We start from the raw sequence: 14,052 nt of genomic DNA, 5'->3' as shown, positions 1-14,052 counted from the left end.
TCAGCTCACTCCATCCTTGACAAGGCGCTCCTGCAGATCGGTGACGACGTCGTCGGGTGCCGGCGTCGCACGCATCTCCGCCCGCAACCGGTGCGCGGCGTCCCGGTAGGCCGGATCGGTCAGCAGGGAGGTCAGCGACTCGCGCAGCAGCCCCCGGTCGTCCTGCTCCGCCGCGGTGTCGAAGGCGATCCCGGCGCCCGTCGCGGCGATCCGGTCGCCGTGTCCGAAGTGGTACGCCAGCTGCGGCAGCACGAGCTGGGGCACCCCGTACGAGGTCGCGGTCATCGTGGTGCCCGCCCCGCCCTGGTGCACCAGCACGTCGCAGGAGTCCAGGAAGAGGTCCAGCGGGGTGGGGTCGATCAGCCGTACGTTGCCCGGCACCGCGCCGAGTTCGGCGCGGAAACGCTCATCCACCACCGCGAGCACCTCGACCCCGGGCATCGCGTCGAACGCACCCAGCACCGAGGCGACGAAGCGCACCCCGTTGACCGGAAGGCTGCCGCCCATGCTGACCGCGACCCGCCGGATCCCCGGCCCGCCACGCCAGCCCCGCTCCACCTCCGCCACCCGCCAGTCCGGCACTGTCGCCCGGCCGTTGTACGGGATGTACCGCATGGCCGTCGCCGGTTCCGCGTCGGGCAGTTGCAGCGAGGGCGGGCACGGGTCCAGCAGGATCGTCGGGTCGGGCAGATTACCGATACCCAGGCGGGCACCGACACCGGCCAGGGCGGGACGCACCGCCGCGCGGGCGGGCTCGGAGATCTCGTCGACCCCCCACCGGTGGTGGGCGACCGGGACACCCAGGACCGCCCCGATGAGCAGCGAGGCGTACTCCAGCGGGTCGGCGACGATCAGGTCCGGCCGGTAGCCGCGGGCCAGCCGCAGGTACGCCGGCAGCAGGTACTTGGCGTGGGTCATCCACAGCCGGCCGTAGCTGCCGAGCGAATCCCGGGGGGGCCGCGGACGGATCGACAGCGGGCGGACGCCCGGGGGCAGACCCTCGTGGAGCAGGTCGTCGACGAAGAACCCGTCGCCCGCCGACGCCACGCTCAGGCCCGCCGACCGGGCCGTACCCAGCACGTCGGGCTGACCCGCTACAAGAACGTCGTGGCCGGCCGCCCGCAGCGCCCAGCCGAACGGGATCAGCGGCTGGAAGTGGGTGGGCACCGGAGTGGTGAGGATGAGGACGCGCATCAGAACTCCCCCTTCGCGCGCGACGCCAGCCCGGCCAGGTCCCGTGCGACCGCCGCGGGCGCGGGCATGCCGCGCATCTCGGCGCGCAGTTCACCCGCCGCCTTGCCGTACCTGGGCTCCTCCAGCAACGCCGCGAGCGACTCACGCAGCAGGTCCGGATCGTCCTGGTCGGCGACCGAGTCGAGGACGATGCCTGCGCCGCAGGCCGCGATCCGGTCCCCGTGACCGAACTGGTCGGCGAGCTGCGGCAGCACCAGCTGGGGCAGCCCGTACGCCGTCGCGGTCATCGTCGTGCCCGCGCCGCCGTGGTGCACCACCACGTCCGCCGAGTCGAGGAACAGGTCCAGCGGCGTCGGGTCGATCAGCCGTACGTTGGCGGGCAGCGCCCCGAGCTCGTCGCGGTACCGGTCCTCGACCGTGGCCAGCACCTCGACGCCGGGCATCGCGTCGAACGCCCACAACAGGCGGCGGACGAACGGCACGCCGTTGAGCAGCAGCACCCGGCCGCCCATGCTCACCACCACCCGCCGGCCGGGGATCGGGCCGCGGCCGTACTGTTCGATCTCCGCTTGCCGCCAGCCCGGCAGCACGGCGCTGCCGTTGTACGGCACACACCGCATCGGCACCCCCGGTTCGGCCCCCGGCACCTGCAGGGTGGGCGGGCAGGGATCCACCAGCAGGTCCGGGTCCGGCAGGCCGTCGAGCCCGTGCTCGGCGCACAGCTCGCGCAACGGTTCGCGGACCGCCGCGCGGGCCGGGCCGGTCAGCTCGTCGACACCCCACCGGTGATGGACGACCGGCACCCCGAGCACCCCGCCCACGATCAGCGCGCTGTACTCGAACGGGTCGGAGACGATCAGATCCGGCCGGAAGGCACGGGCGAAGCTCAGGTACATCGGCGTGACGTACTTGGTCTGTCCGACCCAGACGAGGCCGAAGTCGCCGTACTCGGAGGGTTTGGACCGGGGCACCGACTCCCGCGTGCGCTTCCCGTCGGCCAGCCGGTTCTTCATGTGCTGTTCGATGCCGAACTCCCTGGCGATGGACACCGCGCTGAGTCCGGCCGCGTGCGCGGTCGGCACCACGTCGGGCTGGGCGGCGACCAGCACCTCATGCCCGGCCGCCCGTAACGCCCAGGCGAGCGGCACCAGGGGGGCGAAGTGAGTCGACACGGGGCTGGTCATCATGAGGACGCGCATGGGTTCTCCTGTCCCGGAGGGTTTGCAGCGGGTGGGCGCCGGCGTGACGCGATGCCGCGAGGCGCTCCAGTGCCGGCACCACATCCGTCGGCGACGGGGTGGCGAGCATGTCGCGGTGCAGCTCGTCGGCTCCGGCGCGGAAGGACGGGTCGTCGATCAGCCGCTGCACCGCGGTGCGCAGCTCGGCCCCGCGGACGGGTTGGTAGAGGACCAGGCCGGCGCCGCGCCGGGCGACGTAGCGTGCGGTCACGGCCTCGTCCCATTTCGGTACGGGAATGACCAGCTGCGGCACGCGGTGCGCCACGGCCGCGGCGAACGTGCCACCGCCGCCGTGATGGATCACCGCGGCGCAGGTGGGCAGGAGCTGGTTCAGCGGCAGGTAATCCACGACGCGGACGTTGTCCGGCAGCTGCCGCACCCCGGCCAGCTGCGCCTCGTTCAGTGTCGCCACCAGTTCGACGTCCAGCTCGGCGACGAGGTCGAACACGTTCGCGAGGGACAGCCCGCGATGCTCGCTGAACAGCTTCCTGGTGCTCACGCCGAGGGTCAGGCAGACCCGTGGACGCGGTGGCGGCTCCGCCAGCCAGTCCGGGACCGGCGCGGCACCGTTGTACGGCACCCGGCGGACGGTCAGACCGCGCCGTGGCAGCGGCAGACGCATCCGGTCCGGCACCATGTCGAGGGTCCACTGCCCGGTGAGGACCTCCTCGTCGAAGACATCGCCGTAGCGGTCCAGCAGCGGCCGCAGCCACCCCACGAGCGGGTCGTCGTCGGGTGCCGTGCCGGCGCGGCGGGCCAGCTCGCGGATCCAGCCGAGGTTGTCCAGTCCCCACAGCACCCGGGCGTGGGCGGCGCCGCATGCGCGGGCCGCGATCGGGGCGGGCGGGCAGAGCGGATCCCACAGCACGAGGTCGGGTCGCCACGCGCGGGCCACCCGGACGAGTTCGTCGGCCATCGGCCAGGCCGCGCCGCCGTCGGGACGGGGGTAGTACAGCGACAGCAGACCCAGCAGGTAACCCCGGGTCCGTTCCCAGTCGTCGGCGGCCTCGGGGTCCAGCGCCAGGGTGGGCCTGTCGCTCTGATCGGTGGTGGCGTTGACGCGTACGAGGTCGGGCAGTTCCGCACGCTCGCCCAGGGGCACCGGGGTCAGGCCCGCGGCGGCGATGGTGGCGGTCATGTCGGGCTCGACCACGCCCGCGTGGGCGGCCACCCGTACCTCGTGGCCCGCCGCCTGCAGCGCCCAGGCCAGCGGGACCACCGGGAAGAGATGGGCGGTGGCGGGGAAGATCACCAGCAGCACCCGCATGACGGAACCTCCGTTCCTTCCTCAGTTGGCGGAGCCATCCGGCCGGGCGCCGCGGCGGACCAGGGCCGTGACGAATCCGGCCGTACCGATGACCACCACGACGGACAGTGCGGCGCGGTGCGCCGCCGGGAGTGCGACCAACGCCGCGACCGTGATGACGCTGAGCGCTCCGAGCAGCTGGACCGCGCTCTGGTACAGCGCGGTCGCCTCGCGCCGGAAGGCGTCCGGCACCTCCTCTGTCGCGCGCACGTGCAACGCGGTGAACGACAGCACGAAGCCCGCACCGACCAGCAGCAGGGCGGGCAGGATCACGGTGGGATACGCCGCGTCCGGCCCGCGCCAGCACACCAGCAGGTAGCCGGCCGGTGGCAACGCAGTGCCGGCCGCGACCAGACGGGCGGCACCGACGCGGCGGACCAGCCGGCCGGCGGACAGCGCCGAGACCGCGAGCGGCAGGCTGGCGGGCAGCAGCGCCGGACCGGCCAGCGCGGGACTCCAGCCGCGCACCCGTTGCAGGTACAGGCTCAGGACGAACAGCAATGCCCAGTACGAACCGTTCAGCGTTCCCGCCACCACGGCGACCCGGACCAGATTCGGGTGCGCCACCAGCTCGCGCAGCCGGGCGCGCGGCACCACGCGCGGCGGATCGGCCGGGATCGACCGGGCGGCCACCACGTACAGCACGGCGGCCACCGGCGCGGCCGACACCAGCGTCCACCGCCAGTGCGCGGCGGTCAGCACACCGGAGAGCACCAGCCCGGCCGAGAAGCCGCTGGCCCCGAAGAGCGTGTAGACCGACAGTGCCCGGTCGCGGGCCCTGCCCTGCGCGAACGTGCTGCTGATCAGCGCGACGCCGGTGGTCGCGGTGAGCGCGGCACAGCATCCCTTGACGAACCGGAGCGCCACCAGCGCGGGCAGCCCGGACACGACGCCGCTGAGCAGCGAGACGATCGCGAAGACCGCCACCGCCACGAGGTACGGTCCGCGCCGGCCGAAACGGTCGACGATCCGCGGGCCCAGCCACAGGACCGTGCCGAACCCGAGCGCGAAGCCACTGATCAGCCACTGGGACCACGCCGGTGACACCCGGAGGTCCGCGCCGATCGCCGGTACGGCGACGATCAGCGCGGACACCTCCAGGGCGTCGATCAGCATGTTCCCGGAGACCGCGACGAGCAGTCCCGCGGGGCGTACGACGGGGGCCGTTACCGGTGCGGCGGGCCCGGCCGTCACCGGGCCGCGACGGCCCGCAGTCGCGCCGTCAGTCGTTCGAGCATCGGGACGGTGTCGACCGGGCTGGGCATCGCGGTCATGTCCTCGTGGAGCCGGTTGGCGCCGTCGCGGAATCCGGGCTCGTTCAGCAGCCGCAGCAGGTTCTCGCGGAACTCCACCATGGAGAAGTCCTGGCCGCTCATGGCGATGCCGGCGCCGCGGTCGACCACGTACTGTGCGGTGATCTTCTCGTCCCACTTGGGCACCGGGACGATCAGCTGCGGCACCCGCTGCTCGACCGCGGCGGCCGTGGTGCCTCCCCCGCCGTGGTGCACGATCGCCGCGCAGGTGGGCAGCAGCAGCCGCAGCGGCACGAAGTCGATCGTCCGGACGTTGTCCGGGACCTTGCGGACCTCGGCGAGCTGCGCCGCGTTGAGGGTGGCCACCAGTTCGACGTCGAGATCGGCGACGTGCTCGAACAGCTCCGCGAGCGGGAACCCCCGGTACTTGTTGTAGACCGTGCGGGAGCTGACACCCAGGGTCAGGCACACCCTGGGCCGCTGCGGCGGCTCCCGCAGCCAGTCCGGCAGGCTCGCACCCCCGGAGTACGCGACCCGGCGCAGCGGGATGTGCCGCAGGTCCAGCGGGAGCCGCATCCGGGGCGGGACGAGATCCAGGGTGAACTGGCCGGTGACCGCCTCGTCGTCGTACTCGCCGCCGTAGCGCTGCAACAGCGGTTCGAGCCAGCCGACCATGGGGTCGTCGTACTTCTGCGCGCCGGGCTGCTCGCGGAATCTGCGGTTGAGCCAGGCGACGTTGTCCAGACCCCACAGCAGCCGGCCGTGCGCCGCGCCGACGGCCTTGGCGGCCACCACGCCGATGGGGTTGAGGGTGTCCCAGACGACCAGGTCCGGCTGCCAGGAGCGGGCGAAACCGACGAGGTCCTCGACCATCGAGGCGGTGCCGTCGCCCGGCTCCGGATAGGTCCGCAGGAACAGGCCGGTCAGGTACCGGGCGACCGTCCGCCACCCCTCGGGGTCGGCGTGGTCCACGACGAGGACGTCGGTGGGGCGTTCGAGCCGCTCCTCCTCGGCGGTGGCGAGCAGGACCGGCGGGCCGACCGCGACCGCGGTCAGCCCGGCCGCCTCGATGACCGGGGCGATGTTCGGCGAGGTCGCGACGCGGACCTCGTGCCCGGCGGCCTGCAACGCCCAGGCCAGCGGGGTGATCGGGTAGAGGTGGGCGGCTGCCGGGAAGATGGAGAACAGGATTCGCATCGAAGATCCGATCTGGGGGCGAGCGGGCGCCCGCGGGCTCACGGCACGTACGGCCGGCGCTCGCGCCCCTCGCGCAGGGTGATCGCCCACCAGGCGAGCTGGTCGAGCAGGGACTTGACGGCGGTGGTGCTCCCCTCCGGGTCGACCGGCTCACCGTCGGGGCCGAACTGGGCCCACGCACCGTGGAAGCTGACCGTGTCGCGGATGGTCACCGCGTGCAGCTCGGCGAAGACCAGCCGCAGGGCCTCCACGGCACGCAGGCCGCCGGAGAGTCCGCCGTACGAGACGAAGGCCACCGGCTTGGCGTGCCACTGGCTGTTGTGCCAGTCGATGGCGTTCTTGAGAGCGGCGGGGAAGCTGTGGTTGTACTCCGGGGTCACCACGACGAACGCCTCCGCCGCCTCGATCCGCGGCATCACCGCACCGAGCGCTTGCGCGCCCTCGGCGGTGGGCGTGGTGGTGATGACCGTCGGCAGCGGGTGCTCCGCCAGGTCGACGATGTCGATAGCGAAGTCTTCCCGGTCACCGGCCTGGCGGGCGAACCAGTTCGCCACCGTGGGACCGAACCGTCCCTCACGGACACTGCCGATGATGACGGCCAGCCTGATCGGTGCTGTAGCCATGGTGATTCCTTTCGATGGGCACGAACCGGGACGGGACCGACGCTAAGACCTCAACCGTCGTTGGGGTCAAGGCCGCCGGCGCCGGTCCGGTCAGTCGAGCCGGTCCGGTCAGCCGAGGAGGGTGCCGCCGCTGACGTCCAGGACGCCGCCGGTCAGCCACTGGCCGTCACCGGCGGCGAGGAACGCGACCGCGGCGGCGATGTCGGCGGGTTCGCCCAGGCGCCCGAACGCGGTGGTCGCGGCCATGGCCTCGCGCACCTCCGGCTGCTGCAGCATCTCGCTGCCGTTGTCGGTGATGCCGGGCGCGACAGTGTTCACCGTGATGCCGCGCGGGGCCAGGTGCCGGGCCAGGTGCAGGCCGAGCTGTTCGAGGGCACCCTTCGACATCGAGTACGCGAGTTCCTGCGGCAACGCCATCCGGGTCAGCGCCGAGGAGATGTTGATGATGCGTCCGCCGTCCGGCATCAGCTGCAGGGCCCGCAGGATGATGAACAGCGGCGCCTTCGCGTTGACCGCGATGAGCCGGTCGAACTGCTCCGGGGTGATCTGTTCCGGGGCGGTGCCGCCCATGACCCCGGCGTTGTTGACGACGATGTCGAGGGTGGTGGAGTCCCGCTCCGCGCGCAGTCCCTCCTCCAGGGCCGCGAACAGCACCTCGACGTCGCCGGGGACGCCCAGTTCCGCGCGTACCGGGAAGGCCCGGCCGCCGGCGTCGGTGATGGCCGCGACGGTCTGCTTGGCGGCGTCGTCGTCCTTGGCGTAGTGCACAGCGACGAGGGCGCCTTCGCGGCCCAGCCGTTCGGCGATCCCCCGGCCGATGCCGCGGCTGCCGCCGGTGACCAGAGCGGTCTTGCCGGTCAGTCGGTTCATGCTGTCTCCCTGGTGAGTGGCCGATGGTGAGCTGTGGTGCGGTGCCGGTCCGGAGCCCCGAACCAGCGGTGCAGGCTTGTGGGCAGGGCCTCGGGGCCGTTCGAGGTCCAGGCGATGTGGCCGTCCGGCCGGACGAGCAGCGCGTCGACCGCCGCCAGCGGGCCCGAGACCCGTACGCGGTGCAGGTCGACCCGCCCCGTCCAGCCCGCCACCTCGGTGGCGAACCGGTCGCCGCCGCCCAGGTCGAGCAGGACGCCGCGGCCGGTCCGCAGCAGTGCCGTGGTGTCCGACGGCCCGGAGCCGGTGTGCACGCGAACGTGCGGAATCCGCCCGCCCAGCAGCGGATCGCCGCCGCCGGGCGGGTGACGCTCGTCGAGTCCGCTGAGCGCGGACGCCAGGTGGGCGCCGGCCCGGGGCTCGGCGATCAGCTCGCCGAGCACGGTACGCAGCGGCCCGACCGCGGCACCGCCGAACAGCAGCGCCGCCTGGGCCGTGACGAGGCGCAGCACCCGGGCGGCGGCGGGGTGCCGCTCGTCGTGGTACGTGTCGAGCAGGTCCGCAGCCGCGGTGCCGCGCAGCCGTGCCGCGAGTTTCCAGCCGAGGTTCACGGCGTCCTGCAGACCGAGGTTGATCGCCTGGCCGCCGACCGGCATCTGCACGTGCGCGGCGTCGCCGGCCAGCAGCACCCGCCCGATGCGGTACCGCGTGGCCTGCAGGGCGGCGTCGTCGAACGCGTCGAGCCACCTGGCGTGCGCGGCACCGATGTCCTCGCCGGTGACCCGTTGCCACGCCGCGGCCACCGTGGCGAAGCCGGGTGTGCGGGCGCCGCGCCGGGACGGGCCACCGAACTCGTGCACCATGATCCGGGTGGTGCCGTCACCGCGGCGGGCGGCGGTCGCCAAGCCCCCGGGGTACTGCCGCAGCCGCCGTTCGGGGAGGTCGGCGTCGAGGTCGGCCCGGTACAGCACCCGGGTCGCGGCGCTACCGGCCAGCTCGAACCCGGCGAGCTCGCGGACGGTGCTCTCCTCGCCGTCACAGCCGACCAGGTAGCGGGCCTGCACAGTGAACCCGTCCCCGGAGACCTCTACCCCGCTGGCGGTGGCGGTGAGGGCCCGCACCGCGTACCCGCGGCGCACGTCGACGCCCAGCTCGCGGGTCCAGTCCGCGAGCACCGCCTCGACGCGCGGCTGCGGCACGGGCCACAGGCCGCGACGGTGGCTCGGCAGCCCGGTGAGGTCGACCGGGATGCCCCCGAAATGGGTACCGGGCTCGGCCCGCACCGCGCCGAACCGCTCCCCGAGCCCCCGCTGGTCGAGCAGCTCCATGGTGCGCGCGTTCAGGTGGGTGGCCCGCGACTCGCCGGTGGGTGCGGCGAGACGCTCCAGGACCGTGACGGCCACGCCGCGCAGGGCGAGTTCCCCGGCGAGCAGCAGACCGACCGGGCCGGCACCGACCACCACGACGTCGGTGCCGGAGGTCGCGTCAGGGCCGGCGTTCGGCATGGTCCTTGGCGTGGCGCAGCGTCGCGAGGCTGTTGGTGCTCAGCGCGGTACGGACGTACTCGCGCGCCCGGGCGAGGTCGGCCGAGGCGCCGAGCACCCGGGCGATGTTCGCCTCGTTGATGACGACGGTGTGCTGCGAGGTGACCGTCACCCCGCCCGCGCGTTCCACGAACGACCACTGCCCGGTGTGCAGTGTCATCAGCGCGGGCACCCGGATCTGCTTGTAGACGATCTTCTCGTCGGGGAAGCAGACCCGTACGGATGTGGTGGTGTGCTCCGATCCGTCCTTTGCCCGCGTGTCCATCTCCAGCAGTTGCAGTCCGGGGGTGTCCTCGGTCAGCCGGACGCGGGCGACGTGCGGCAGCCGCTGCGGCCAGCGGTCCGCCTCGTTGATGAAGTCGTAGACCGCCTTGGCCGGTGCGGAGATCTCCACCGTGTCCTCGAAGGTCAGCAGCCGGTCGGCGCCGGCCAGTTCGGCGTTCTCCTTGAGCGCAGCGAGTTCGGCGGTGCTGTTGCGGTCCACGGCCCGGTCGATCCAGGCCAGCTTCTCCGGGTCGCCGTCCACCGCCCGGTAGTCGTGCAGCAGCCGGACCAGGCAGCGGTCCGCGGCGATCGGCTCGATGATCCAGGTGCCGCCCATGGCACCCACCGGGGGTGTGGACACCTCCTGGCGGAACTCGATGCGCAGGTTGTCCTCGTCGAGCCGGCGGCGCGAACTCCAGTTCTTCGCCTCGCCGTTGGCGGTGGCCCAGATCCGGATCCGTTCCTCGCCCGGCGCCACGGCGTCCTGCTCGACGTGGACGGTCGGCGGGAACAGCGCCGGCCAGTTCCGCACCTCGGCGATGAGCCGGTAGACCGTCGTGGCGGGTACGTCGACCTCGATGCGGTGCTCGACCCGGCGAAGGGGTTGTTCGGACATGCGGTTCTCCTTTCGTCGTCGGTGGCGTCCCGGGCCGCTCAGAAGTTGCCCAGTCCGCCGCAGACGTTGAGCGCCTGGGCGGTGATCGAGGCGGCGGTGTCCGACGCCAGGTAGCCGACGAGCCCGGCCACCTCCTGCGGCATGGAGTACCGGCCGAGCGGGATCTTCGCCTGGAACCTGGTCAGCACCTCGTCCTGCGACACGTCCCACGCGGCGGCGTAGCCCGCGCGGACCCGTTGCGCCATCGGGGTCTCCACGTAGCCGGGGCAGACGGCGTTGACGGTGATCCCGGTGGGGCCGAGTTCATTGCCCAGCGCCTTGGTGAAGCCGACGACCCCGTGCTTGGACGCCGAGTACGGCGCGCCCAGCACGACACCCTGCTTGCCCGCGGTGGAGGCGATGTTGATGACCCGGCCCCAACCCGCGGCCAGCATGCCGGCGTTCAGCGCGGCCCGGGTCATCCAGAAGACGCTGTTGAGGTTGGTGTTCATGACGTCCAGCCACAGGTCGTCGGTGATCCCCGCGGTCGGCCCGCCCCCGCTGCGCCCGGCGTTGTTCACCAGGATCTCCACCGGCCCGTAGCGGGCGGTCGCGGCGGCGACGAACTCCTGCGCCTGCTCGGGGGACCGCACGTCGCAGGCGGCGCCGTCGACGTCGTGGCCCCGTTCCCGCAGCTGCTTGGCCGTCTCGGCGACCCGCTCACCGTCGCGGGCGCAGAGGAAGACACGGTGCCCGGCCCCGGCGAGCAGTTCGGTGACGGCCAGGCCGATTCCGCTGGTGGCGCCGGTGACCAGGGCGACCCGGCCCGCGTCGGCGCTCACTTGACCAGCCCCTCGCGGTCGGCCAGGCGGGCGTTGACCTCGTTGAGCAGGGCGCGGGGGTTGGGCGCGTCGGTGACCGTGCTGTCGTCGAGCGAGATGCCGTACTCCCGCTCGATGCGGCTGCTGGTCTCCAGCAGCACGAGTGAGTCGTACCCCAGGTCACTGAAGCTGAGGTCGTGGATGTCGCCGGCGTCGTCGGCGGCGGACTCGGCGCCGGCCGCCTCGCGCAGGATGCGCTTGAGGTCGTCGATCGTGAAAACGTCGGACATGAGCGGTCCTCCTTGGACTGCGAGGGGTGTCGGTTCAGTCGGTGGCGCGCACGACCAGGGCGGAGTTGAAGCCGCCGTAGCCGCGGCCGACCACCAGGCAGGTCCGGACGGGCATCGTCCGGGGGCGTTCGACGACGAGGTCGATCTGGTGCTCGGCGGCCGGGGTGACGTTGGTGGTGTGTGGCACGAGGCCGTCGCGGATGGCGAGCAGCGCGGTGACCGTGTCGAGGGCGCCCGCGCCGGAGTACAGCCGCCCGGTCATCGTCTTCGGCGCGGTGACCGGCACCCCGAACGGCCCGAAGACCGCGGTGAGCGCGTGCGACTCCGCGCGGTCCAGCTCCGGCACGGCCGCCGCGTCGGCGAACACGACGTCGACGTCGCCGGGTGTCACACCGGCGTCGGCCAGGGCCAGCTCGATCGCGCGGCGCAGGCCCGGTTCGTGCCCGCTGCCGGGCGGGGGGTCGAACGTGGTGCCGTACCCGGCGATCTCGCCGTAGATCCGGGCCCCGCGGCTGCGGGCGGAGTCGGCATCCTCGACGATGAGCAATGCACCGCCCTCACCCGACACGTGCCCGCCCGCGGCCGCGTCGAACGGCAGGTACGCGCGCTCCGGCGCGTCGCTGGTGCTCAACCGGCCGCTCGCCAGCTGCGCGACCCAGCCCCACGGGCAGATCGACGCGTCGACCGCGCCCGACACCATCGCGCGGAAACCCTGGCGGATCTGGCGGCGTGCCTGGGCGAGCGCGTCCAGCCCACCGGCCTGGTCGCTGACCAGCGTGCCGCTCGGGCCGCGCAGGCCGTTGCGGATGGAGATCTGGCCCGTGTTGACCGCGTAGAACCAGGCGAACGACTGGTACGCGCTGACGTACTGGCTGCCCCGGCTCCACAGGTTCTGCAGCTCGTTCTGGCCGAACTCGAAGCCGCCCGAGGAGCTCGCGGTGACCACACCGATGTCGAACTCCCCGATGCCGGCGTCGGTCCGCCCGTCGGGTGTGAGGCCCGCGTCGGCCAGGGCCCAGTCCGCGGCCACCAGCGCGAGCCGGGTCATCCGGTCCGTCTGGGGCAGCAGCCGGCCGGGCAGGTGGGCGGCGGCGTCGAACGTCCGGACCTCCCCGGCCAGCCGCGCCGGGTACTGGTCCGGGGTGAACCGGGAGACCTCGCCGATGGCGTTGTCGCCGCGCCGGGTCGCCGCCCAGTACTGCTCGGTCCCGAGCCCGTTCGGTGCGGTGACGCCGATGCCGGTCACCACGGCCCGCGCGCTCATGCCCGGCTCCGTTCCGGCCGGGCCAGCACCATGGCGCTCTGGAACCCACCGAAGCCGCTGCCGACGGTGAGCACGGTGTCCGTCCGCTGTTCCCGCGCGGTCAGCGGGACGTAGTCGAGGTCGCATTCCGGATCGGGATGGTGCAGGTTCGCCGTGGGCGGCACGAGATCGTTGTCGATCGCGAGGGCGCACGCGGCGATCTCCAGGGAGCCGACCGCGCCGAGCGAGTGCCCGATCATCGACTTGATGGAGCTGACCGGCACCCGGTGGGCGTGCTCGCCGAGGCTGCGCTTGAACGCGGCCGTCTCGTGGCGGTCGTTCTGCTTCGTACCGGAACCGTGCGCGTTGACGTAGTCGATCTCGTCCGGGTTGACCCGCGCCTGCGTCATGGCCGCGCTGATCGCCTCGGCCATCTCGCGGCCGTCGGGCCGCAGCCCGGTCATGTGGAAGGCGTTGCTGCGCGCGGCGAAACCGGCGATCTCGGCGTAGACGTGTGCGCCCCGGCGCCGTGCCCGATCCAGGTCCTCCAGGATCAGTACGGCGGCCCCCTCGCCGAGGACGAACCCGTTGCGGGTGGCGTCGAACGGCCGCGACGCGTGCTCGGGGTCGTCGTTGCGCGGGCTGGTGGCCTTGATCGCGTCGAAGCACGCGACGGTGATGGGCGAGATCGGGGCGTCCGTCGCGCCCGCGACCATCACGTCGGCGGAACCCTCACGGATCAGCTGACAGGCGTAGCCGACCGAGTCGAGCCCCGACGTGCATCCGGACGACACGACCGTGGCCGGCCCCTGGGCGCCGACCGCCCACGCCACCTCGGCCGCGAACGAGCTGGGCACGAAGTGGTGATAGAGGTGCGGCGGGGCGTACCCGTGGTCCACCAGGTCCAGGCGGCCGTCGTCGCTGACCACGCGGTACTCCTGTTCCAGCCCCATGGTGGCGCCGACGGCACTGCCGATGCTCACCCCGGTCCGGTACGGGTCGAGTTCCGCCATCTCCAGCCCGCTGTCGGTGACCGCCTCGCGGGCCGCCACGACGGCCAGCTGCGCGGCGCGGTCCATCCGCCGCACGTCCTGCGGGCCGAGCCCGTTGGCGTACGGGTCGAAGTCGATCTCGGCGGCGATCTGCGACCGGAACGGGGACGGGTCGAACATCGAGATGCGGCGCGTGGCGGTACGCCCGTCCCCGAGCAGGCTCCAGAACTCCTTGACGCCGACGCCGCCGGGGGCCAGTACCCCGACGCCGGTGATGGCCACCCGGGTCATCTCGCGCTCCAGTGGTAGAAGCGCTCGGCCATGGCGTCCTTGGGAGACTTCCAGGTGGCCGGGTCGTACGCGCCGATGTACGGCTTCAGGTCGGCACTGATCGCGGTGAACAGCGGGCTGCTCTTGGCCTCCTCGATGTTCCCGGCGCCGTCCGGGCCGTCGAAGTCCTGCAGGTGGAAGTAGAGGCCGCGATACGCGAACAGCTCACGGCGTCGGGTGCCCATCTGGCCGGGCAGTTCGGTCCGGTCGAACTCCTCGAAGATCCGGGCGACCTCGGTGGCGGACTCAGGCGCCATCCGGGCCACGATCAGGGTGCTGTACATCGATGATCCTT

At 72.8% G+C, this 14,052-nt stretch carries 14 protein-coding genes; all 14 read right to left on the bottom strand.

From position 1 onward, the window contains the following. Window positions 1–1,194, bottom strand: a complete 1,194-nt coding sequence (locus ACMCNN_RS04695; protein ID WP_412744941.1) for a nucleotide disphospho-sugar-binding domain-containing protein — start codon at window positions 1,192–1,194, stop codon at window positions 1–3. After that, window positions 1,194–2,393 carry a nucleotide disphospho-sugar-binding domain-containing protein gene (locus ACMCNN_RS04690; protein WP_412744940.1) on the bottom strand — a complete coding sequence of 400 codons (1,200 nt, stop codon included), beginning with the start codon at window positions 2,391–2,393 and terminating at the stop codon, window positions 1,194–1,196. The genes ACMCNN_RS04695 and ACMCNN_RS04690 overlap by 1 nt, the downstream gene beginning before the upstream one ends. Beyond that, on the bottom strand, window positions 2,305–3,699 hold the full coding sequence (locus ACMCNN_RS04685) for an activator-dependent family glycosyltransferase (RefSeq protein ID WP_412744939.1): 1,395 nt from the start codon (window positions 3,697–3,699) through the stop codon (window positions 2,305–2,307). Before ACMCNN_RS04685 ends, ACMCNN_RS04690 begins: the two co-directional genes overlap by 89 nt. A gap of 21 nt (window positions 3,700–3,720) precedes the next feature. Continuing rightward, a complete protein-coding gene (locus ACMCNN_RS04680) occupies window positions 3,721–4,854 on the bottom strand; it encodes an MFS transporter (protein ID WP_412744938.1) in 1,134 nt (377 codons plus the stop codon). 74 nt (window positions 4,855–4,928) lie between these two features. Further along, on the bottom strand, window positions 4,929–6,188 hold the full coding sequence (locus ACMCNN_RS04675) for an activator-dependent family glycosyltransferase (RefSeq protein ID WP_412744937.1): 1,260 nt from the start codon (window positions 6,186–6,188) through the stop codon (window positions 4,929–4,931). A 38-nt stretch (window positions 6,189–6,226) separates the two neighbouring features. Further along, window positions 6,227–6,811: an NADPH-dependent FMN reductase gene (locus tag ACMCNN_RS04670; RefSeq protein WP_412744936.1), complete on the bottom strand. Its 585-nt coding sequence runs from the start codon at window positions 6,809–6,811 to the stop codon at window positions 6,227–6,229. 108 nt (window positions 6,812–6,919) lie between these two features. Further along, entirely contained in the window at window positions 6,920–7,681 is a 762-nt protein-coding gene (locus ACMCNN_RS04665; RefSeq protein ID WP_412744935.1) for an SDR family oxidoreductase, read from the bottom strand. After that, window positions 7,678–9,183 (bottom strand): FAD-dependent monooxygenase, encoded by a 1,506-nt coding sequence (locus ACMCNN_RS04660; RefSeq protein WP_412744934.1) that lies wholly within the window; start codon window positions 9,181–9,183, stop codon window positions 7,678–7,680. The genes ACMCNN_RS04665 and ACMCNN_RS04660 overlap by 4 nt, the downstream gene beginning before the upstream one ends. After that, window positions 9,164–10,102 carry an aromatase/cyclase gene (locus ACMCNN_RS04655; RefSeq protein ID WP_412744933.1) on the bottom strand — a complete coding sequence of 313 codons (939 nt, stop codon included), beginning with the start codon at window positions 10,100–10,102 and terminating at the stop codon, window positions 9,164–9,166. The genes ACMCNN_RS04660 and ACMCNN_RS04655 overlap by 20 nt, the downstream gene beginning before the upstream one ends. A 38-nt stretch (window positions 10,103–10,140) precedes the next feature. After that, window positions 10,141–10,923: a 3-oxoacyl-ACP reductase FabG gene (gene fabG, locus ACMCNN_RS04650; protein WP_412744932.1), complete on the bottom strand. Its 783-nt coding sequence runs from the start codon at window positions 10,921–10,923 to the stop codon at window positions 10,141–10,143. Continuing rightward, window positions 10,920–11,192, bottom strand: coding sequence for an acyl carrier protein (locus ACMCNN_RS04645; RefSeq protein ID WP_412744931.1), 273 nt, complete (start codon window positions 11,190–11,192; stop codon window positions 10,920–10,922). The genes fabG and ACMCNN_RS04645 overlap by 4 nt, the downstream gene beginning before the upstream one ends. Window positions 11,193–11,226: 34 nt before the next feature. Next, entirely contained in the window at window positions 11,227–12,456 is a 1,230-nt protein-coding gene (locus tag ACMCNN_RS04640) for a ketosynthase chain-length factor (RefSeq protein ID WP_412744930.1), read from the bottom strand. Then, complete coding sequence (locus ACMCNN_RS04635) at window positions 12,453–13,718, bottom strand: beta-ketoacyl-[acyl-carrier-protein] synthase family protein (RefSeq protein ID WP_412744929.1); 1,266 nt, start codon at window positions 13,716–13,718, stop codon at window positions 12,453–12,455. The genes ACMCNN_RS04640 and ACMCNN_RS04635 overlap by 4 nt, the downstream gene beginning before the upstream one ends. After that, window positions 13,715–14,041: a TcmI family type II polyketide cyclase gene (locus ACMCNN_RS04630; protein WP_412744928.1), complete on the bottom strand. Its 327-nt coding sequence runs from the start codon at window positions 14,039–14,041 to the stop codon at window positions 13,715–13,717. Before ACMCNN_RS04630 ends, ACMCNN_RS04635 begins: the two co-directional genes overlap by 4 nt. Window positions 14,042–14,052: the final 11 nt, after the last annotated feature.

This window comes from Krasilnikovia sp. MM14-A1004, from assembly GCF_047159485.1.
Lineage (GTDB): Bacteria > Actinomycetota > Actinomycetes > Mycobacteriales > Micromonosporaceae > Actinoplanes.
This window is presented reverse-complemented; position numbering and strand designations above follow the sequence as displayed.